This is a genomic window from Niastella sp., assembly GCF_045805085.1.
In the GTDB taxonomy this organism is placed as follows: domain Bacteria; phylum Bacteroidota; class Bacteroidia; order Chitinophagales; family Chitinophagaceae; genus Niastella.
This window is the reverse complement of sequence record NZ_JBJMLX010000241.1, coordinates 1-19,702: the sequence shown is the minus strand read 5'-3', so window position 1 is coordinate 19,702 and position 19,702 is coordinate 1. Positions and strand designations below refer to the sequence as shown.

The 19,702-nt window shown below is 46.9% G+C and carries 16 protein-coding genes; 7 read left to right on the top strand and 9 right to left on the bottom strand.

The annotated features are described in order from the left end of the window. Positions 1 to 56 precede the first annotated feature (56 nt). Entirely contained in the window at positions 57 to 1,034 is a 978-nt protein-coding gene (locus ACJ751_RS12360) for a Gfo/Idh/MocA family protein (RefSeq protein WP_407745805.1), read from the top strand. Here ACJ751_RS12360 and ACJ751_RS12355 read toward each other — a convergent pair. Then, positions 1,021 to 1,452: a response regulator gene (locus ACJ751_RS12355; protein WP_407745804.1), complete on the bottom strand. Its 432-nt coding sequence runs from the start codon at positions 1,450 to 1,452 to the stop codon at positions 1,021 to 1,023. The genes ACJ751_RS12360 and ACJ751_RS12355 overlap by 14 nt on opposite strands. A gap of 508 nt (positions 1,453 to 1,960) precedes the next feature. Between ACJ751_RS12355 and ACJ751_RS12350 the strand changes: the two genes are divergently transcribed. Next, positions 1,961 to 2,368 (top strand): nuclear transport factor 2 family protein, encoded by a 408-nt coding sequence (locus ACJ751_RS12350; RefSeq protein ID WP_407745803.1) that lies wholly within the window; start codon positions 1,961 to 1,963, stop codon positions 2,366 to 2,368. 175 nt (positions 2,369 to 2,543) lie between these two features. Here ACJ751_RS12350 and ACJ751_RS12345 read toward each other — a convergent pair whose 3' ends face one another. The 5 genes from ACJ751_RS12345 to ACJ751_RS12325 all read right to left on the bottom strand — a co-directional run bounded on the left by ACJ751_RS12345 (position 2,544) and on the right by ACJ751_RS12325 (position 11,807). Then, complete coding sequence (locus tag ACJ751_RS12345; protein WP_407745802.1) at positions 2,544 to 3,413, bottom strand: hypothetical protein; 870 nt, start codon at positions 3,411 to 3,413, stop codon at positions 2,544 to 2,546. A gap of 40 nt (positions 3,414 to 3,453) precedes the next feature. Then, positions 3,454 to 7,473 (bottom strand): FtsW/RodA/SpoVE family cell cycle protein, encoded by a 4,020-nt coding sequence (locus ACJ751_RS12340; protein ID WP_407745801.1) that lies wholly within the window; start codon positions 7,471 to 7,473, stop codon positions 3,454 to 3,456. Then, positions 7,474 to 9,249 (bottom strand): serine/threonine-protein kinase, encoded by a 1,776-nt coding sequence (locus ACJ751_RS12335; protein WP_407745800.1) that lies wholly within the window; start codon positions 9,247 to 9,249, stop codon positions 7,474 to 7,476. A gap of 3 nt (positions 9,250 to 9,252) precedes the next feature. Continuing rightward, positions 9,253 to 10,728 carry a PP2C family protein-serine/threonine phosphatase gene (locus ACJ751_RS12330; protein WP_407745799.1) on the bottom strand — a complete coding sequence of 492 codons (1,476 nt, stop codon included), beginning with the start codon at positions 10,726 to 10,728 and terminating at the stop codon, positions 9,253 to 9,255. Positions 10,729 to 10,820: 92 nt separating this feature from the next. Beyond that, positions 10,821 to 11,807: a hypothetical protein gene (locus tag ACJ751_RS12325; RefSeq protein WP_407745798.1), complete on the bottom strand. Its 987-nt coding sequence runs from the start codon at positions 11,805 to 11,807 to the stop codon at positions 10,821 to 10,823. A gap of 346 nt (positions 11,808 to 12,153) precedes the next feature. Between ACJ751_RS12325 and ACJ751_RS12320 the strand changes: the two genes are divergently transcribed. Then, positions 12,154 to 14,466, top strand: coding sequence for a S8 family serine peptidase (locus ACJ751_RS12320; RefSeq protein WP_407745797.1), 2,313 nt, complete (start codon positions 12,154 to 12,156; stop codon positions 14,464 to 14,466). 156 nt (positions 14,467 to 14,622) lie between these two features. On the opposite strand, the gene ACJ751_RS12315 is transcribed toward ACJ751_RS12320, so the two are convergent. Together ACJ751_RS12315 and ACJ751_RS12310 are read right to left on the bottom strand one after the other, a co-directional pair. Then, positions 14,623 to 15,483: a hypothetical protein gene (locus tag ACJ751_RS12315; RefSeq protein ID WP_407745796.1), complete on the bottom strand. Its 861-nt coding sequence runs from the start codon at positions 15,481 to 15,483 to the stop codon at positions 14,623 to 14,625. 170 nt (positions 15,484 to 15,653) lie between these two features. Then, positions 15,654 to 16,517, bottom strand: a complete 864-nt coding sequence (locus ACJ751_RS12310; protein WP_407745795.1) for a helix-turn-helix transcriptional regulator — start codon at positions 16,515 to 16,517, stop codon at positions 15,654 to 15,656. 261 nt (positions 16,518 to 16,778) lie between these two features. On the opposite strand from ACJ751_RS12310, the gene ACJ751_RS12305 reads away from it, so the two are divergent. The 4 genes from ACJ751_RS12305 to ACJ751_RS12290 all read left to right on the top strand — a co-directional run bounded on the left by ACJ751_RS12305 (position 16,779) and on the right by ACJ751_RS12290 (position 19,438). After that, positions 16,779 to 17,135 (top strand): VOC family protein, encoded by a 357-nt coding sequence (locus tag ACJ751_RS12305; RefSeq protein WP_407745794.1) that lies wholly within the window; start codon positions 16,779 to 16,781, stop codon positions 17,133 to 17,135. 204 nt (positions 17,136 to 17,339) lie between these two features. Further along, positions 17,340 to 18,179: a helix-turn-helix domain-containing protein gene (locus tag ACJ751_RS12300; protein WP_407745793.1), complete on the top strand. Its 840-nt coding sequence runs from the start codon at positions 17,340 to 17,342 to the stop codon at positions 18,177 to 18,179. Between the two features lie 94 nt (positions 18,180 to 18,273). Further along, positions 18,274 to 19,035: an isocitrate lyase/phosphoenolpyruvate mutase family protein gene (locus tag ACJ751_RS12295; protein WP_407745792.1), complete on the top strand. Its 762-nt coding sequence runs from the start codon at positions 18,274 to 18,276 to the stop codon at positions 19,033 to 19,035. A gap of 28 nt (positions 19,036 to 19,063) precedes the next feature. Continuing rightward, complete coding sequence (locus ACJ751_RS12290; protein WP_407745791.1) at positions 19,064 to 19,438, top strand: YybH family protein; 375 nt, start codon at positions 19,064 to 19,066, stop codon at positions 19,436 to 19,438. 69 nt (positions 19,439 to 19,507) lie between these two features. Here the strand turns inward: ACJ751_RS12290 and ACJ751_RS12285 are convergent. Beyond that, positions 19,508 to 19,702 (bottom strand): amidohydrolase family protein (locus ACJ751_RS12285; protein WP_407745790.1); only part of this gene is annotated, 195 nt, incomplete at its 5' end.

Here is a 19,702-nt window from a genome sequence, read left to right as displayed (position 1 = left end):
GATGAAACCTGTAACCTGAAACTTTTTATATTTGATTATTAAACAAACCTTTCTTCATGACGAAAGTTCGCTGGGGTATTTTAAGCACTGCCAAAATTGCCCGTGAAAAAGTGATCCCTGCCATGCAACACGGTAAACACGGCGTAGTAACCGCCATTGCTTCGCGAAACATCGACCAGGCGCGGGAAGTGGCCGCAAAGCTCAACATTCCCACTGTTTATGGATCGTACGAGGAGTTATTGTTGGATGATACGATCGATGCGGTGTACATTCCCCTGCCCAATCACCTGCATGTGGAGTGGGCCATTAAAGCGATTAAGGCAGGCAAACATGTGCTGTGTGAAAAACCGATCGGCCTTTCTTCGCAGGACGCCATGGAGCTGTTGAAAGTGGCCCGGCAGCATCCCCAAATAAAAGTGATGGAAGCGTTCATGTACCGTTTTCATCCGCAGTGGGTGCTCGCCAAAGAACTGGTTGATGAAGCCCGCATCGGCCAACTGAAAACCATTCATTCTTTCTTTTCTTATTATAATGCCGATCCCAATAATATCCGGAACCAGAAAGACCTCGGCGGCGGCGGCATGATGGACATCGGCTGTTACTGCGTTTCGCTGGCGCGCTTATTATTTAACAGCGAACCGGTTCGGGTATTGGGTCATGTTACTATTGATCCGGTGCTGCAAACAGACACCATGACTTCCGGCATACTGGAATTTTCTGCCGGTACAGCCACCTTTACCTGCAGTACGCAGCTGATGCCTTATCAACGGGTTCAAATAATGGGCACCGAAGGCCGCATTGAAATGGAGATCCCTTTCAATGCCCCACCCAACCAGGTAATCCGGTTATGGCTGCATACAAAAGAGGGTGCTGAAGAAATGAAATTCGATCCTGTAGACCAGTACACCCTGCAAGGCGATCTGTTCTCCCTTGCTGTATTGAACAACACCCCGGTTCCCACCCCATTACAGGATGCTGTAAACAATATGAAAGTTATTGAGAAGGTATTAAACGCCGGACTTAGCAGTCTTTAATGGCTTTCTGGCTCGTGCCGGAGGCTGACTCGTGTAAATAACGGGCAGTTAAAATGGTTTGCTGAAACCGGGCCGGCTTTTTTATAAAATCAGCCGCGCCTATTTCAAGGCATTTTTCTTTCTCCACCTCATGCACCGAGGTAGTGAACATTATGACGGGAATAGTTTTGTAAATGTTATGCGCTTTCAACCGGGAGAGCGTTTCCATGCCATTGAGAATGGGCATGTTCAGATCAAGCACGATGAGGGAAGGCATGCCTGATTGTTCAATCGAGGTCTCCAGGTATTTAAATACCTGCAACCCGTTTTCAACGAGGTAGATGTCATTTGACCGACCAATTTCCTCAAACGCCGTATGCAACAAATACCGGTCTTCCTGGTCATCATCCGCAATCAAAATAAAAGGTTTTTGATTCATCTTTTTTGTAATAACAGTAAACAATACAAATCAGGTAAGTACACGAGGTATTTACACGCAAGGACTACTTCTTCGGTTTTTCATCCTACTAAAAAAACAGCTAACAGTGTCTTAATCGGTACAGAATACTTACTAATAATCAGAGAGAGAACCGTGATCCTGAATTTGAAAGTTGGTCTAAGGGCTTATTACTTAATTTCAATCAAGAGGTAAGTTAATACAGTAATGTGAAAAATAAAAATGTTTCATAAAATTTCGATCAATTCCCGTCATTTTACGGTGACAATGACTAAGTCGAAGTTAAACCTTTAATATGTGTATTACTGACCACTATCAGATAAAAAATAAAACCATTATTACCTGTACCGATCGCATTTAAATTGTAGTATATTTAATACCCGCTGCTATTTTTTTATCATCTTATCCCAATTCATTTCTTATCCCGCTTATAACTGTTTCCGCACCATGAGCTCTTTTCTTTCATTTATTCACCTCCAAAAAATTGATTATGGAAACGTTAGTGCACTATGGTCAAAAAGTTAGTCAACTGTATGATGCTTTCAACCGCCGCGACATCAACAGTATTCTGAAAACCCTGAGCCGCGACTGCATCTGGGAAGTAATGGGACAACCCGATATTCCTTTTGCCGGCATTTACCATGGCCCGGACGATGTACAAACTTTCTTCGGTAAAATGGACGAAGCGATGGACATTACAGAATTAAATGTTGAACACATTCTTGAAAACGGCAACATGGTTATTGCCTCCGGTCATTTTAATGCAGTGGCCCGCAATAACAACAAACGTTTCTCCACCTTCTGGTGTATGACGTTTGAGTTTAATGACAATGAAGAATGTGTGCATTTCCGTGATTGCTTCGATACATTAGCATGTTCCCGGGCGTTGAAGAGTTAATTACATTATTAAGTGAAGCTTTTGTGGTTTTAAGTTGTTAGGTTCGTAAGTTATTAGGTTATTAAGTTTTTGAGTTTGTTAGTTTGTTAGTTTATTAGTTCTTTAGTTATTCTATGAACTTAAACTTTCAACTTTGGACTTACGAACTTAATAACCTACGAATCTAATAACCTATTCACTTTAGAAATACCAGAATCGCCGCTCCCCCTAATTCAATCTGATCTCCGTTTTGTAATTCGTGAGAAACGCCCGGCACATTCAACGACTTCACTTTATCATCCGTAGTATAAATGCGGGTCTTGTTGCCATTCTCGGGCAATCCGCCTTTGTCGGGGAATAAGAAGAATTTATCGAGCTGGGGATTGTAAAGAATATAGGCATGATTACGGCTTACATGTAAGTTAACCATGCCGGTTTGGGCATTGAATTGCGGATCGTCCTGCGCCCAGAACACGATATCGTTGGTATGAATTTTACCTGTTGAGAGTTTGGGATGTTTTGTTCTGCCTATATTGAATTTTACTTGTTGTTTGGGATTTAATTCATACTCGGGAAATTCCGTTTGTCCTACCAGCACCTGCAGGCGGGCCACGGAATATTGTTGAAAAAGGTCCTGGCCGCGCCGGATCACTTCCAACCCCATACTGCCATGGGTGATGCAATAGTCAGGCAGTTTATCTGTCACCAGATGATGTTCAAAGAACCAGCCGCCTGCGAGTTGAATGAAATTATTTACCAGCTTGCGTTCCAGGTGATCTTTCTGGAACATGCCGGGCATATCGTCGCACAATGCTACCTTCAGCGTTTCTTCCGATTCTTTATTATTGCACAGGATGTATAACCGCAAACCGGCAATGGTATGTCCTTTTTCATCGATGTAGGGCTTTAAGCCGTTTATGATGAATTTGATGATCTCTTCCCGCTTTGCTTTAGTGGCAGGTATAGACAATGCCGGTTGTGAATGGCTGCTCGCTGGTACTGCTTCACTATGTTCAGGCCCTACTGGTGTGGGGTTAGTAAGGAGCCTTTTAAAAAAGTTTTTCATTGCGGTTATTAATTAAGCATTGATTAATTGTAGTAGCAACCTAAAACGACACGATATACCCTCTCTTCTCCAATACTTTGGCAATAGAATTAGCTACCAACACAGCATTGGAGCTACCCTTTCCACGCTCTATTCTTATACAGGTTACGGTGCGCGAGCGGTGATCGGGCGTAGGCGCAAAAAACACATACCACCCATCCGATTCTATCTCACCATTGATCACGCGTTCCGGCGTTCCTGATTTTCCGGCCACTACCATGTTCTTTATCTTTTGTTTTCCCGGCTGATTACTCTGATCGATCATATAGCGCGTTAGCGTACCTGCATAGGCGGTATCTTCGGCAATATCTACTCCTATGGCCATTGGCTGATTAACGCCTGCTTCTTTCAGCAAATACCGCGATGGCATCATCACGCCGTTATTGGCAATAGCGCCCGCCATCCTTGCCATAGAAGCTGGTGTGGCCGTAAGTGAACTTTGCCCCCAGGCCAGTCCCGAGAACGGACTGCGATAGCGGTTCTTGGTGCCCATTAATTTGGGATTGTTATAGGCCCGGCGATCGTGGTTCATCACTTCCTTGCGCCAGTCGGCCAGGTCTTCGGCTTGTTTTACCTTGTTGGTAGAAGGTGCAAAGTCGTACCCACCTCGCTGATCGATATTCATTCCCGTTGCCTGGTACAAGGCAGCCATCTGTTCTTCCAGACTGTTCTCATTGGCCATGCGAATAAAGAAGATGTTGCTCGAATTCACGATGGCCTCATGCATATCCACATAATTCACCTTGGGAATAAACGGCTCCTGCTCGGTTGGGTTATCGCGGAAGATCTCGGGTCGATAGATATCGGTGTATTTTACTTTGGCGGCATCGGGCCCCATTTTATTAAAGGCCGCCATGCCGGTCAATATTTTTGCGGTGGAACCGGGCGCGGTGGCATAGGTCAAACCCAGGTCGCGATCGGTAACCGGTTTGGGCAGTTTATTGCGTTCGCGATCGGGCAGCAACATCAGATCGGGCATTTGCAAATCCGGTAATGGGTTCAATGCGGAAGCCAGCAGATCTCCTGAGCCTGCATCGAGCACGACCACGGCTATGCGATCATTTTTAAAATTGCTTTTATGCAGGGAATCCTGGATCTCTTTTTGCAGGGCCGCATCGAGGGTTAAATGAATATCGCGGTCTTTGTGTTTTATTTTCCGGATGGCTTCATTGGTGGTATCGATGCCCGATTGCAGACTTTCCACCAATGGTGAATAATCATAGCTCACCAACTTGATGGTCTTTTGCACCGGCCGCGTGAATTTATCGGGGCGATATTCCGTACTTACATAATCGCGTTTTTCCGGACTGGTTGCATACCCTCGTAAAGAAGTCAGGTGACGCGCCTCGGCAAAATAGCCATTGCCCTGTCCCCAGAACAGGCGGGTGTTGTAATCGCCCGTCCAGAAGAACAGGTCTTCTTCGAAAGGATAAAAGCGCACGACTCTTTTCTGCAACTCGTTTTCCAATCGCGTGGTATCGATGCCCGCGGCGAGATAATCACCCAGATGATCTTTGATAACGCCGGGTTCGCTGGTGGCGATCACCAGTCCATTGCGATCGCAGATAGAACCAGCGGCCAGCACGCGCGTGAGTTTATCGATGCGCGGGTTGTAACTATAAATAGGCAACCCATTGCGATTGATCACACGTGCGGGTCTTACCAAAATTTCTTTACTCTGTACTACCTGCACCTGGTACAGTTTCACCATTAACGTGGCAAGCCCTGTTAAAAAGAACAGGATCCCGGTGCCCAGCACAAAGTCATAGTACTTCCGCAGGTGTTCAGTTTGAATGGCCAGTCCGGGCCGGGAAGAAATACCCGCCACAATACCCATGGCGGCAAGGTTTACAATAAGCGAGATCTTTCCATAACTAAGAAAAGGAACAGTGACCCCCGTGAGCGGTATCAGCCCAATGGAGCCACCGGCGATCAGCAGGAATTGGATCCCGGTGGCAATGGCAATACCCGCACACAAATAAAAACTAAACGGCTGTCCTGCCCGGCGCGCATGTAAAAACGACCGGTGGATCAGCATGCCGAACACCAGGAATACCGCTACCAGTCCCAGCCAGCCCAGTTCTTCACCAATGCTGGGCAGGATCATATCGGTATGCGCAGCAGGCATGGTATTGGGAAAACCGCGGCCGGGCCCTTGTCCGGTTAACCCGCCCGATGCTAATGTCCAGTAACTGTGCGCGAGGTGATCGCCGCCAAAAACGTCATTATCCCACTGGCTTAGCCACATGGCCTTGCGATCGGCCAGCCGGTCGCCAATACCAGGCAGCTGATCGCCAAAAGCAAAGGCGGCTATCACCAGTAATACGATCACCGGTGCATCGGCCAGTGCGGCAAACACGCCATACCACTTTACTGTTTTTACCTGGCGTTGGATGATCATGGTTAGAATGACTGCCACAAAACTGATGGCCGTCGCCAGCCAACCGGGGACATAGTTCAACAACACGCAATACACCACCCCCGCCAAAACCGTCAGCAATAAATTGCCGCGGGCAATGCTATAGAAAAATAAAAAGGTAAAACACATCACCATCGCAGGACCCATATCGCCCATCAATAAATACAAGGCCAATACAACGCCAACGCCTGCGAACACGCCCAGACTAACCAGGAAGCGCCAGCGGATATCTGACAAATTGCGGATGTTCTCTTCATTGGCGGCAAAGAACCCGGCCAGGAATAACAACAACAGGTATTTGGTGATCTCACTGGGTTGAAAGGTAAAACCACCCAGTTGAATATTTACTTTCACACCACTGCCCTCGGGCCCGGTCCCAATCAACAAGGTCAGCAACGCCATGCCGATGGCCAGTACCAGCCAGGTCCAGCCACGAAGGCCATACACATTCTTTTGTTTGAAATTGAACAGGGCGTCGAACCACCAGCGGGTATATAATTTACGGATGTCGATCAACGCAAAAACAACAAAGCCCGCCAGGCCGATAATAACTCCCTGCAAGGCTTGTGCGGCATGAAGCGTATCGGTCAGCGGGTTTTGGATACTAAACAATAGCAGGATAGAGATGCTGCACAATAACAGCAGCAAGGGTAAAATAAAAACATCGGGCTCTTTTTTGCGCAGCCATAAAATAACATGCGCCAGGAAGAAGGCCAGGATACAACCGCCAACAATCAGCCAATAAGAGGTAGTGAATTCATCCGGCGTCCGCACCAGCAATACGCCGTCTTCTTTCATTTGTGCATAAGCGATGGGACCGATGAGGCGTACTTTATGCGGCTTACCTGTGAAGGTATAGAACTTATCTTTTGTTAAGCGGGCGCTCCCCTGGCGGGCGCCAAATTCAAAACCGGGTTTCAGCGGCAGCACACTATAGCCTGAATCGGTTACCAAACCAGTAAAATGAAATTCGCCATTATTATCGGTGCGGGCATACAGCACATGATCGTAGAGGGAATCTTCGTCGAGCGTGGCAATGTGTTCGCGCAATTGCACCAGCGTGCCGGCCATCGGTTGATCCTGGAATACAATCCGCCCACCCATTTCATGCGAACCCGTTGCTACATTCACCGTTGCCGGATAGGCAGTAGGATCTTTCAATTCTTTATTGTACAACACCGAATCAAAACCCAGGCGTTGCCGCGAGGCTATTAACCGGCCCTGAAAATCTACCCCGGCGTTGGGCGCTTTCCATTCAACCGTTGCTACCAGACCAAAACCGCCTTTGTTGATGGCGCCGAGGTTATCCACGTTGCCCACGGTGATCAAACGCATCGATAAAGAATCAACCAGCATATCAACATCACGGTCATCGGCAAAGAAGTTCCCGGTGGTGAGGATCTTTCTTAAGGAGTCTTTATTTAACCCGGCTTCCAGTTTGATGGCCCGGCCCGATCTCAAGGCTTCATTGGCGCGGGTCAAGACGGGTGACAGGGTAAAGAATAACTTTACAAAGAGTATGAGCATCAACACGGCGGCGCCGGTTAACAACAACCAGCCTTCCGCTTTGTTACTATGAATATTTTTCGGGTGAGTGTCCATTTATCGGGAGCCTTTTACAATTAACTGGTCAAATGCTACTGTCTGTGCCCCATCCACCCGCAAGCCAAAACAATTACCATAGCCACCGGTAAAGGGCAATACATTTTCTACTTTATCATTTATATAAAAGAAGATCGAATTGTTTCTTTTTTCAATGGACAGGGTATTCATTTCATTGTTGGGATGGATATTGGAAGTGCGCGTCCAGTTAATGATCGGCTGCCAGTCGCCGTTGGTCATAGACCCGATGGCATAGAAGCCGTTGGAGGTGATGTAATACACATAATACGCATCGCTTTCGGTGTTGCCGCAAAAGTTGATGCCATAGGCATCATCGGGATCCTTGCCCCATTGGGTAGCGCTGGCCGATACACTGAAGTTGCGATTGATATCCAGGTCGAATTTTACAGTGGCGTGGTAGGTTAAACTATCCGTCAACCCCCTGATAATATATTTACCATGCGAGAATTTAAACTCGCTGTTCTCATCCCGGCCGGTTTCCCAAATGCTGTCCACATCATCGCTGAAATCATCGTAATACATCCCGTTCTGCAACGATACGCCTGCATCGGTTTGCGCAGCCGGAGCGGCATTGGCCACGGTGCTGACGTCCGTTATTGGTGTTGTATGCACGACGGGGGTTATCAGGGTTTTGTTATTATGAGCGGGAACCGTTTTATGGTTTACCCGGGCAACCGATACCGAATCAACCGGCAATACTGTAGCATTGTCGTCGTCTGACCCTTTCCCTTCCTTGTTCGGGAACACGGCCCACATGCCCATCATAAACGCACTGAACAACAGCAGGCCCAGGATGGTGAACACGATCTCTTTCTTTTTACCAGCTACGGCGGCGGGTACTTTTGCTTTTTCAAGTACCTGCGTCACCTTTTTTGTTTTGCCGGCGCCGGTTGGTTTCACATAACGTGACTGGGCATTTTCCACCGAGGCCTTTTGCAGCAACTGCCGAACGTGTTCGGTATCACTCAGGCGGTGAACGGCTTGTTTGGCCAGCAAGCCATGTAACAGTTGCAACAGGCTGGGTGGCAAAAACCGGTTATCGGGCAATAGCAGTTCCGGAAAGGGACATTCAATTACCCGGTTGATGTGCCATAACAGGTCTTCATTGTTATAAGCAAACGGCACTGAGCCCGTTAAACATTCATACAATACAATCCCGAGTGAATAATAATCGGTAGGTGTTGATACGGTGCGGGCATGACTGAACTGTTCAGGCGATGCATACTCATAGGTAAGCATGGAAGAACCGGTCACCGTATTGGTTTGTTCCCGGAGTTTGGCGATGCCAAAATCGGTTAGCAGGAAATGCAACTCGCCATTGGGCAGGCGGCGGTACATGATGTTCTCAGGCTTGATGTCGCGATGCACGACGCCTTTGGCGTGAATGGCGTCGAGGGCGTCGGTCATGTGTTGCGCCAACTGGATCACGGTGTCCACCTCCAGCGTACCCCGGTCTTTTAATAACCGGCGTACATCACCCCCCTCTATCAGTTGCATCACAATATAGGGCAGTTCCGCATCGAGGTGAACGTCTACTATTTTTACGATGTGATCATGCTGAATGGATTTCATGATCTCCGACTCGCGTTGAAAACGGCGCAGCGTATCGGCATCGGTATTAAAGGCAAAGTGCTTGATGGCAACCAGGCTACCCGATTCCAGGTGCCTTGCTTTCAGCACGCGGGCATTGCCCCTGCCGATCTCACCCAGGATCTCGTATCCTTTGAAGTATTCTTTAAAAATTGAAGTTGCCATATATTATTGCATCTCTGTGCTGACTACCTGTACAGACAGACTTTTATTGGTACTATCAGGTTTAACCTGGTTACTCACAGGATACTTAACGTTTTCAAAAAATGTATTCTCCAGCTTTACATGAACCGGAATACTCACTTTGATGCCAACTTCAAACCCTTTCATGCGCAGGTTTCTTATTACTAAGGTATCACCTGCTTTAGCAGAAGCCTTGTTAATTTCCACCGCTGCGAAATGATTAACTTTTTCTTTAGCTGGCAACAACAGTACGGTGTTCCCCACACTATCGGCATAACGCTGCACTGCCACGAGGTTAGTAGTGGCCGACAACCGAAGGGTATCCGGCGCTTGCGTTACCCCGGGGCCCGATGCCGCGGCATGTTGTCCGCTGAAAATAGTAGCGGGCATTTTGCGTACTGTATCGTCAACCGATCTTACTTCCTGCACATTCGTTGGTTTATCGGGTGTGGTAGATGGGGTTTCATTGTTGCGGGAGAAAAAGAACCAGGAGCTTGCTGCCAGCAACACGATCACCGGTACGTTCCACTTTAACCATTTGTTACTGCTGCCTGATCTTTTAACAGGTGTAGTTTCCGGTTGCGCCGGCTTGTTTGATTCATCTATGGATTTATCAATAGACGCAGGGAGTGTTATAGCTGTTGTATCGGGTTTTGTTTTAACAGTTTTTTTTGCTTTGGCGCCATTCACAGGTTGCGCCGGCTGTTTGGCGCGGTTGTTCTTCAACAGCACCACGGTGATATTATCATGGCCGCCCATTTCATTGGCCAGCGCTATGATATTATTGACCTTGGTAGTCAGGGCAGCGCTGGTGGCCAGGATCTCCGCTATTTGTTTGGCGGTGACCATATCGGTAAGGCCATCGCTGCATAACAGCAGGCCATCACCCGGCAGCAGTTCGTCTTTACCATACTGCATAAAATCTTCATCGTCGATGCGGTGAATGGAAGACCCTACCTCGCGCAGGATCTGGTTGCGTTGCGGATGGTTCATGGCTTCGCGTTCGGTGATCTCACCGGCATCTTCGCGTAACCCAACAAAGGAATGGTCTTTTGTCAATTTTTGCAGCTCGCCTTTGCGGTAACGGTACAGGCGGGTATCGCCCACATGCACAAAATAAACAATGCCAGCCGAGGCATCGGCCACGGCTGCCGTTAGTACGCAACACATCTCGCCAAACTTTGGATTCAGCATCCGTTCTTCGGCAATTCGGTTATTGGCAAAGATCACGGCTTCGCGCAACATGGTAAGCGTATCGCCCTTGGGCGTAAGCATGTACTGGTCAATAGAATCCCGGGCAATAGCCGCGGCGCGTTTCCCACCGGCATAACCTCCTACTCCATCCACCACTACCAGCAAGGCCTTATCGGGCGACCATAACTGGCGGCAGGTGAAGGTATCTTCATTTTCCGTTCGCCGCATCCCGGGATGCGTATTGCCACTAAGCAAAATAGTTTTCATATTATCGTGGCAGGTTTTTAAAATGCCGTAACAATAAAATAAGCACAAACACAAACAATGCTATGGATGAGATGGTGTTAATCATAGATCGTTTAAAGCTGTTTAAGGGTAAGCGTTACCATGCCGTTTAACAGTACCTGGCTTTTGTCGGTCAGATCGAACCAGCGCGGATCACCGGCTTCGCTTTTTGCGATCACCGTTTCATTTACCCGCGTTTCGTTATTGCTGAAGGAAGCGATCTGGAACGACTGCTGCGCTTCATTCCACCGAATGCGGGCATGCGGGTTCGAGACAAACCCCGATTCAATCAACAGGTAATTGCTGTAGCCCAGGTTCTCCGGTTCCTTACGCGCAATTACGATCTCCGTATCCTTCATGATGTATACTAATTCTTTACTCTTATCGGCCATGTAACATTCAATGCGTGCCAGTCCGGCGTCGGCATTGCGGGCCGTTTTCTGAACCGTGTTATTGGTGACCGCCACATTGGTTACGTTCAGCTCGGGATTGAACTTCACCGTGAAGGTGCCATTCTCGGCAAAATGTAAATGCCGCAACACATCGAGGTTGATATCCATTTTATCAAACACATTGGTAGCTTTCGACTTCATAGTCACCTTCGCCGTATTGTGGCGGTCGTTGCCACCGCTGCCGATCGGCTTCAACCCTGTTAACATGCCAACCACGCGCACATCGTCTGTTGCTATTTTTTCCTGGTTGAAATCGGTACCGGGTGCAAACCTGAACTGCCAGTGAAACGACACAGGCGACAGTTCCTCATAATTCTTTTTATAACGTTTCAGGTTATTGTAGAAAGCTTTCAGCGCTTCTTTTACTATAATGGGAAGTGAGGGCAACCGCTCTTCGTATACTTCGGGGTGCAGGATGATGAGGTAATGCATGTTGAACAACAAACTCTTGCCAACCGATTCGCGTTTACACGAATTTTCAAAACAATCCAGCAATTCTTTTAAGATAACGTTGTTCGTAACCGGACCATTGGCGGGACGATGGTCATTGCTTTCCGGTAGTATTATTGATTTAAGGGCCGCAAAAAAATCTCCAGATTTTTTCTTCATGGGATTCCCTGATTTTACTCGGTTTACAGCTATCATTTATACGAATTAAAAATAATTGTTTTGGGAACAAGCGCTTCGTAAAGAAAACCTAATGTTTCTCTTTGGAACAGTCTTTGATAGTAAGAAAATCCTGCCAGTTTTTATTTAACATTTCTCTGTACGTGATTTAACGTTGTATTAAGTTTAAGTTATTTGGTTCTTTAGTTTGTTAGTTCAACAACTAATAAACTGCCTTTCAAGTAGCTCTACTTAATAAATACCGTGATTATACCGTTGCCTGTTTACACACAATAAAATACCTTTTCACAAGAACACTGATTCATTAACCAGTTAACAAAACATGTTTATGAACAGAATGCTTAAAATTTTTACCACTGCCGATGAGCGCACGGAGCAGCTCAACGGTTATCCCATCGTTGAAACCTATGATGGTTTTGTGTTAACAGAAGTGCCATCGAACAAAGTAAAAAGTGTTGCGAAAGACCTTTTGTTTGAAGACATTACCGATGAGTACCGCATTAAAACCGGTACGGGCGACATCGACACCTCCATTCCCCGCCTTTTGGAAAGCGGTAAAGCCGTCGACCATCCTGCCTATACGGGAAAAGATAAAAAGATGCCCCCGGCAGGCAAGCATCATTACCTGGTTCAATTTATTGGACCGGTAAAACAAACCTGGTTGTCGGGCGTAAAAAAAGCGGGTGGTGAATTGCGCGATCCCTATGGCGGCTTTACCTGGATCGTTCGGGCCACCCTGAATCAAATGCAAAAGGTGATCAGTCTGCCCTATGTACGCTGGGCCGGTCATTTACCATACGAGTCAAGGATTGAAAGAACATTGTTGAAAAAGCTGGAGGGCGGTTCCACCCCACGCAAAAAAAGCGCCACTACATTGCCAAGAACGAAAACGATACCGGGTGTATACACGGTAGAATTTTTTGGACCGAAGGATGTAACCAATGGCCTGCCCGAAGTAAAGAAACTGGGTTTCAAGGTGCTTGGCAAAGAGGTGAAGGGCAAGCTGCTGATAGTGGAAACAGCCAAACCAGATCGCATCTTAAAACTAAGTACTGTGCATGGCGTGCGCCGCATAAACGAACGGGCCATCAACCGCCCCAGCAATGATGTAGCCGCCGGTATTATGGGCACTGCATTGACAATGGGCAAAACAAACGGCAGCCTGGGGTTGAGTGGTAAAGGCGAGATCATCGGCATTTGCGATACCGGTTTAGACACCGGCGATCCCAAAAACATTCATAAAGATTTTGACAAACGCATTAAGTGGATAAAAAGCTATCCCATCACCACCGACTACGACACCTATATCAATAACCCCGGTGGTGATGACGGTCCGGCCGATCTGGACAGTGGCCATGGCACGCATGTGGCCGGTTCGGTGCTAAGTAACGGCGCCAACTCAAAAGGGTTGTCAGGCACCGCAGGCCCTATCCGCGGACTCGCCTACAATGCCAATCTGGTGTTTCAGGCGGTGGAACAGGAACTGGATTGGAAGGACCCCAACAATCTGCAGAGTTATGGCCGTTACCTGCTGGCAGGAATTCCAACCGATTTGAACAACCTGTTTGGACAGGCATATCAAAAGGGCGCCCGCATTCATTCCAACTCCTGGGGTGGTGGCAAACCGGGTGAGTATGATGAACAAAGCCGCCAGCTCGATCAGTTTATCTGGGACCATAAAGACTTTTGCATCCTGGTAGCTGCCGGCAACGATGGCACCGACAAAGACGGCGATGGCAAGATCAATGAGATGAGCGTAACTTCTCCCGCTACCGCCAAGAATTGTATCACGGTAGGCGCCTGCGAAAACAAACGCATCAAATTCAACAATGAAGTGTATGGCGACTGGTGGCCGACCGATTACCCGGTGGCGCCTTATAAAAATGCACCGATGGCCGATCAGCCCGACCAGGTGGTGGCATTCAGCAGCCGCGGTCCTACCCGGGATAAACGGTTCAAACCAGATGTGGTAGCGCCGGGCACCTGGATCCTCTCCACCCGAAGCACCATGATAGCGCCTAACAATACCGCATGGGCGCCGTTTACGCCGAGCAAAAAATATTTCTTTATGGGTGGAACCAGTATGGCAACACCGCTCACTGCCGGCGCCGTAGCCCTGATCCGTGAATACCTGCGCACCAAACAAAAGATCGAGAAGCCATCGGCAGCGTTGTTAAAGGCCACGCTTATTGCCGGCGCCATCCGGTTACCCGCCACAGCCGCCAATGGCGCACTGGTAGATAATCACCAGGGCTATGGCCGCGTAAACCTCGATGCGGTATTGTCACCAGCCAAAGCAACCGCAACTTTCATCGATGTTGATAAAGGATTACATACAGGCGAAGTACATACTATCCCTATCGCCATAAAAGCGGGATCAGATAAATTGAAAATAGTATTGGCCTATAGCGATTATCCTGGTTTGTCACTGGTGAATAACCTGAACCTGATATTGACAGGACCCAATGGAAAGAAATACACGGGTAATCAATCAGGCGGCGGTGCAGCCAAACTGGATACCATCAATAATGTAGAAGTGATTGAAATTGATAAGCCATCAGCAGGGAACTGGCGGTTGGATGTGGTAGCGTCTAATATACCGAATGGGCCGCAGGATTTTGCGGTGGTGCTTTTGGAGTAATGGCAAACGGCAGACGGCAGAAAGAAAAAGGCAAAAGAAAAGCATAGCATTGTGATAAAGAAAAAGCCTTGGGGAGACACCCTCAAGGCTTTTCTTTTAGTATTTTACTAACGCTTGCGGCGTTGCCGCGAATGACTTTCCCGTCTGCCGTCTGCCTTACAACTGTTGTATCACCAGCTTTCCTTCAACGAGAGCAGGGATATAGATCTTCTTCTCGCTGGCATTTAAATAAAAATCGGCAGGGCCATTGATTACCGGCCAATCGAATTTGGTAGCTTGTTTTGTTTTAAGATCAACCTTTTCTACAAAACCAGCGGGATGATCTATGGCGCCCCAGTCAGAAACTATCAGGGTATGATCATCGAGCAGCGCCAGTCCGTCAAAAGCGCCATGAACGTCGCCAATTTTTTCATACGCGGGGATATGGTTTTTCCAGGTGATAACACCCAGTTCACCACCCTTCATGTTTTGAAAATCGAAACTGCAGGTATACAGGCGGTTGGTTGCTTTATCGTAGGTGATACCATTGGCGCCTTTTACATCGGCAATAACCCGTACATTGCCTGTTCTTATATTCACTTCAGCAATCTTGCCCACATCGGTACACGAAACAAACAACGTGAAATCATCCATGGTAGTGAGGTCATTTAAAAAAGCGGATCCGGTAACAGGACTCAGGTTGATCTCAGCAAATTGTTTACCGGTAGCCAGTTCGAAACCAATCACGCGATCTATATCAGCTACATACAACATGCCCCGGATAATAGCGGTTCCTTTGGGCGCATTCAATTTTGTAGTATTGAATCTGGGTTCAATCATTTTACCGTCGAGCGATAATTTGCTGATAAAGCCGTCCCCATCCTTTGCGGTTGGATCGAGGGCCTTACCAATATTGGTTACATATAGGAACTTCCCATCGGAGATTACGCTTTCGGGATTTGCCAAAGCCGTGCTATCCTGCGCCATGGTGTTAATAACCAACACCATACTTGTCAAAAACGAGATTAAAGGTTTCATCTGATTTAATTTAATACCGCTAAGATATTTTATCCGGACGTGCTTATAATAACGGTAAAAGCTCAAATTATTGCCCTTTTTAGGGCAAAAGGCAAAGGGCAAAGGGAAGAAAGGCCCTCCTAACCATCTTCTTTCTTGTCAACTTGTTAACGTGTTAACTGGTCAACTCGTCAACTGATCAACTCGTCAACCCGCCTAGGCGTAACCCCAAACTTTTGCTTAAATATTTTGATAAAATGCGGGCTATTCTCAAAGCCACACTCCAGCGCTACCTCCGACACATTTTTACCGGAATGGAGCAGTAACAGCCGGGCATGTTCCAGCCGTTGTTCGTTGATCCATTTTTTGGGCGCACTGTTGTATTGTTGCTGAAAATCGCGTTTAAAAGAAGCAAGGCTGCGTCCTGAAAGCTTCGCCAGTTCTTCCAGCGAAAGTGGCTGAAACAGGTGCTTACGCACAATAAAATCAATGTCAATCGGCTGGCCAAAGGCAATGCTTTGAAAGAACGCCCTTACCAGTTGTCCCTGCGGACCAGCCAGCAACAACAACATTAATTCCTGCAATTTTAATTGTAAGATGCTTTCCAGTCCAGGGAGTTGTTTCCCAAAATAGCCCATGAACTGCGTTTTAAATCCGTTCAGTAATTCATTGGTGGGAATAACCAGGTGCGCCCCTGTTGCTGCCGGAGATTGCGCCGTTGTTAACTGGTGGGTATGCAGGAATTTCTTTACAAAATCATCGGAAAAAAATAACAGCAGGGCTTCATAGTTCAGGCCATCCGGCACAAATTCAGACAGGGCATAAATGCCGCGCTTTAACAAAACCAGGTGACCGGCTTCGGCCGTATGGGTTTGTTCTTCCAAATGCAGGAACTTATGGCCATGCAGCACAAAAATGAGGGTGTGCTCGGTGATAAAACTGGTTCTTTTACCGGCAGCAGTTGCCCTTCTGTACCGGGCCAGCGGCGTATTCCCCAGTTGGAGCACGCCTAAATCTTCTTTATTATCTGATGAGGTGGGAAACCGTACTAACATGATGCAAAGTAAAGAATTCCTTAAATAAGGGTCATTCATAATGTTTACTCATATAAATAATACCCTCATTCGCAGTCGATTAAATTGGGCGGCTTTTTTAAAGTTAACATGAGGGCAAATGTTTCCGATGCGCTGGGTATAATGCTATTGGCCAATAGCGTAAAATTCAGTAAATTATAGTAGACAATTTTTCCATTATCCTTCGCACAAACATTGATCGTCTTCCGCTACAAGCACAACTATAAAAAAAACTTACACAATATGACAGCGCTAACCAGCAACCCGGTTGTCTTTTTTGAGATAGGTTGTAAAGACCTACCCAAAACAGCTACATTTTATTCAGATCTCTTTGGCTGGACGCCAACCGGCATTCCCATGGCCTCACTCATCAATACGAATACGGAAGAAGGTATTCAGGGACAGATCACTTCATTAGGGCATGATCCTCACAATTATGTATTATTCTACATCCAGGTAGACGACATAAACGAAAGCCTGTCGAAGATCCTGGAAGCAGGCGGCAAAAAAGTGGTAGGGCCGGTTATATTACCCAACAACAAACAATTTGCCTGGTTTACCGACCCCGAAGGAAACCTGGTAGGATTGGTTAACAGATAAGGGTAATATTCGCCCGGATGAATTCCCGCCATTATGAAATCTTTCGGGCTGGCCTTCAGATGGGCTCAACGCTTAACGCTTAAAACCCTTTTCCGGGATCCCGCGTTCTGCGTTTGGCGTTCCGCGTTCCCGTTTTCTTCCGATTTATACAATTTGAACCAGAAGGCAGTTGGTATTTTCGTGTATCTTTAGAACCATATTACCATGACCTATTATGAAATAAAGCCGGGCCAACTGTTACAACAGTATGTAAAATGTTACTACGTGTATGAGTCATCGAGCCACGTAACATTTGGGGATACGGTGTTCCCCTGTGGTTGTATGGAAATCGTTTTTAACCTGGGTAATGGGAACTGGCAAACCCAACCTGGTGATGAATTTGTCACCACCCCACCTATCGAGTTATGGGGACAACTCAATCGCCCCCTGCCCGTACGATCTATAGGCCGCAATACCATGCTGGGTGCCCGCTTTTATCCGCATGCCGCGGCCAGTATTCTACCCGACAAAGTCAATTTGTTTAACAACCAGGTTATCGATTATGGCGCTATAGCAGATAAATCAGTAAATACTTTACAGGAACAGTTACGGGAAACAAAGACCTGGAACAAACGCATCGCCTTGCTGGAAGCGTATTTATTGCAACAGATAGAACATGCGGGCAAAAGATTAGGTAAAGTGGATGTAGTGAAAGACCTGATGTACGAACTCCGCCATCAGGATATTTATGAGACCATGGAAACCATTGCCACGCGCTATGGTATTTCGGCCCGCTATATGCAACAATTATTTTTACAATACACCGGGTTAACACCAAAATTATACAGTCAGATCAACCGGTTTCAGCACAGCCTGCGCCTGGTTAGAAACAGGAACACTTCCTTAACTGATATTGCCTATGAATGCGGTTATGCCGATCAGTCGCATTTTATAAAAGAGTTCAAAGCATTTACCGGCACTACCCCATCGGGCTACTCCATTAATAATTCCCCGGTTACGCTGGCTACTGTACAACCAGCCGAAACTTCACCTGTGCTGGTTTAATTTACGTTTCTTCCGTTTTATACAATTTCTTCTTTTTAAAGGTTGATAACTTTGTTCTGTAAACGAAAACAAAGAACACTAAAAGATATCAGCTATGACAGTCCGCTTTAAACAATTACATCAGTCCTTTTTTATTTTACCCAATGCCTGGAACCCTAAAAGCGCCTTGCGTTTTCAGCAGGAGAACTTCCCGGCAGTAGCTACCTCCAGTGCAGCCGTAGCCAATAGCCTGGGGTATGAAGATGGAGAAGCCATGCCCTTTGACAATTACCTTTTTATCATTCGCAGAATTTTAGCCACCGTACAAATTCCGGTAACGGTAGACCTGGAGATGGGCTATGGAAATACCCATGAAGCTATTTATGCCAATGTTCGCCAACTGGCTGAGTTGGGTGTTGCCGGTATTAACATCGAAGACTCAACCATTCAATCCAATGAAAGAAAGCTACAAAACGCCCACCAGTTTGCCGAAAGAATTGCTTTTATAAAAGGCAAACTGGCTAACGACCACCTGGATGTGTTTATCAATGTTCGTTGCGACACCTACCTGCTGAATGTAGCCAACAAACAAGCCGAAACGCTGGCACGCATTCCATTATATGAGGCCGCAGGGGCCAATGGGATCTTCTTACCCTGCATCAGCGCGGAAGCTGACATTGCCGAAGCGGTTAACCGCACTACCCTGCCCATTAATGTAATGTGTATCCCAGGATTGCCTGACTTCAAAACATTACAAAGCCTGGGTGTAAAGCGGGTGAGTATGGGTCCGTTTTTATTTAACCGGTTGTATGACGGTATCCCGGCTCTCACCCAATCCATTACAACTGCCAACGATTTTTCACCACTGTTCGCCTAATCATTTATCAACCATAAAAAATAACAACATGAATTTACCAACCAGGGCGCAGGATGCCCACGCCACCTTAGCAGCCGCTTTCAATACAGGCGACATTGCCACTGTATTAAGTATGTACGATTATAACGGCATCATTGTACCGGAACCAGGCAAACCCGTTTCTGGCAGGGAACAGTTTGAAGCAGCGGTAAAAGCCATTCTATCGATCAAAGGGAAAATGGAGATCAAAACGGTGTATTGTTTGCAAACCGGTAACCTGGCCGTAGGCAGATCGGAATGGAGCATCACCGATGGCGATGAAGTGAAGATACAATCGAAAGGGATCGAGTTGATGCAGCAACAACCGGACGGCACCTGGAAGATTGTGATTGACCATGCCTTTGGGGCGTTGGAGAATATGTAATAAAAGTATAGCCATGAAAAAATGGAGGCTTTCCGGCTTAGGCGGGGGCCTCTTTCTCTTTATTCACAACTATTGCATGCGTTGGATCTCTTGCGGAGTTAACCGCAGAAACCTGGCAGCGTTGTTGAAAAGGATGTCGCGCTTTTGTTCTGCTGAAAGAAAAGGGGCATTGTTAATATTATCAATACCAATCTTTATTGTGCCCGGCCAAAGCATGTTATCGGAACCAAATAGTATACGCTTTTCAAACCCGGCATTTACCAG

Excerpts from the sequence above, each read along its gene's own strand:
- ACJ751_RS12345 (WP_407745802.1), bottom strand. The coding sequence starts at position 3,413 with ATGAAAAACTTTTTTAAAAGGCTCCTTACTAACCCCACACCAGTAGGG.
- ACJ751_RS12315 (WP_407745796.1), bottom strand. The coding sequence starts at position 15,483 with ATGAAACCTTTAATCTCGTTTTTGACAAGTATGGTGTTGGTTATTAAC.
- ACJ751_RS12335 (WP_407745800.1), bottom strand. The coding sequence starts at position 9,249 with ATGGCAACTTCAATTTTTAAAGAATACTTCAAAGGATACGAGATCCTG.
- ACJ751_RS12350 (WP_407745803.1), top strand. The coding sequence starts at position 1,961 with ATGGAAACGTTAGTGCACTATGGTCAAAAAGTTAGTCAACTGTATGAT.
- ACJ751_RS12330 (WP_407745799.1), bottom strand. The coding sequence starts at position 10,728 with ATGAAAACTATTTTGCTTAGTGGCAATACGCATCCCGGGATGCGGCGA.
- ACJ751_RS12320 (WP_407745797.1), top strand. The coding sequence starts at position 12,154 with ATGAACAGAATGCTTAAAATTTTTACCACTGCCGATGAGCGCACGGAG.
- ACJ751_RS12355 (WP_407745804.1), bottom strand. The coding sequence starts at position 1,452 with ATGAATCAAAAACCTTTTATTTTGATTGCGGATGATGACCAGGAAGAC.
- ACJ751_RS12295 (WP_407745792.1), top strand. The coding sequence starts at position 18,274 with ATGACAGTCCGCTTTAAACAATTACATCAGTCCTTTTTTATTTTACCC.
- ACJ751_RS12325 (WP_407745798.1), bottom strand. The coding sequence starts at position 11,807 with ATGAAGAAAAAATCTGGAGATTTTTTTGCGGCCCTTAAATCAATAATA.
- ACJ751_RS12300 (WP_407745793.1), top strand. The coding sequence starts at position 17,340 with ATGACCTATTATGAAATAAAGCCGGGCCAACTGTTACAACAGTATGTA.
- ACJ751_RS12340 (WP_407745801.1), bottom strand. The coding sequence starts at position 7,473 with ATGGACACTCACCCGAAAAATATTCATAGTAACAAAGCGGAAGGCTGG.
- ACJ751_RS12290 (WP_407745791.1), top strand. The coding sequence starts at position 19,064 with ATGAATTTACCAACCAGGGCGCAGGATGCCCACGCCACCTTAGCAGCC.
- ACJ751_RS12305 (WP_407745794.1), top strand. The coding sequence starts at position 16,779 with ATGACAGCGCTAACCAGCAACCCGGTTGTCTTTTTTGAGATAGGTTGT.
- ACJ751_RS12360 (WP_407745805.1), top strand. The coding sequence starts at position 57 with ATGACGAAAGTTCGCTGGGGTATTTTAAGCACTGCCAAAATTGCCCGT.
- ACJ751_RS12310 (WP_407745795.1), bottom strand. The coding sequence starts at position 16,517 with ATGTTAGTACGGTTTCCCACCTCATCAGATAATAAAGAAGATTTAGGC.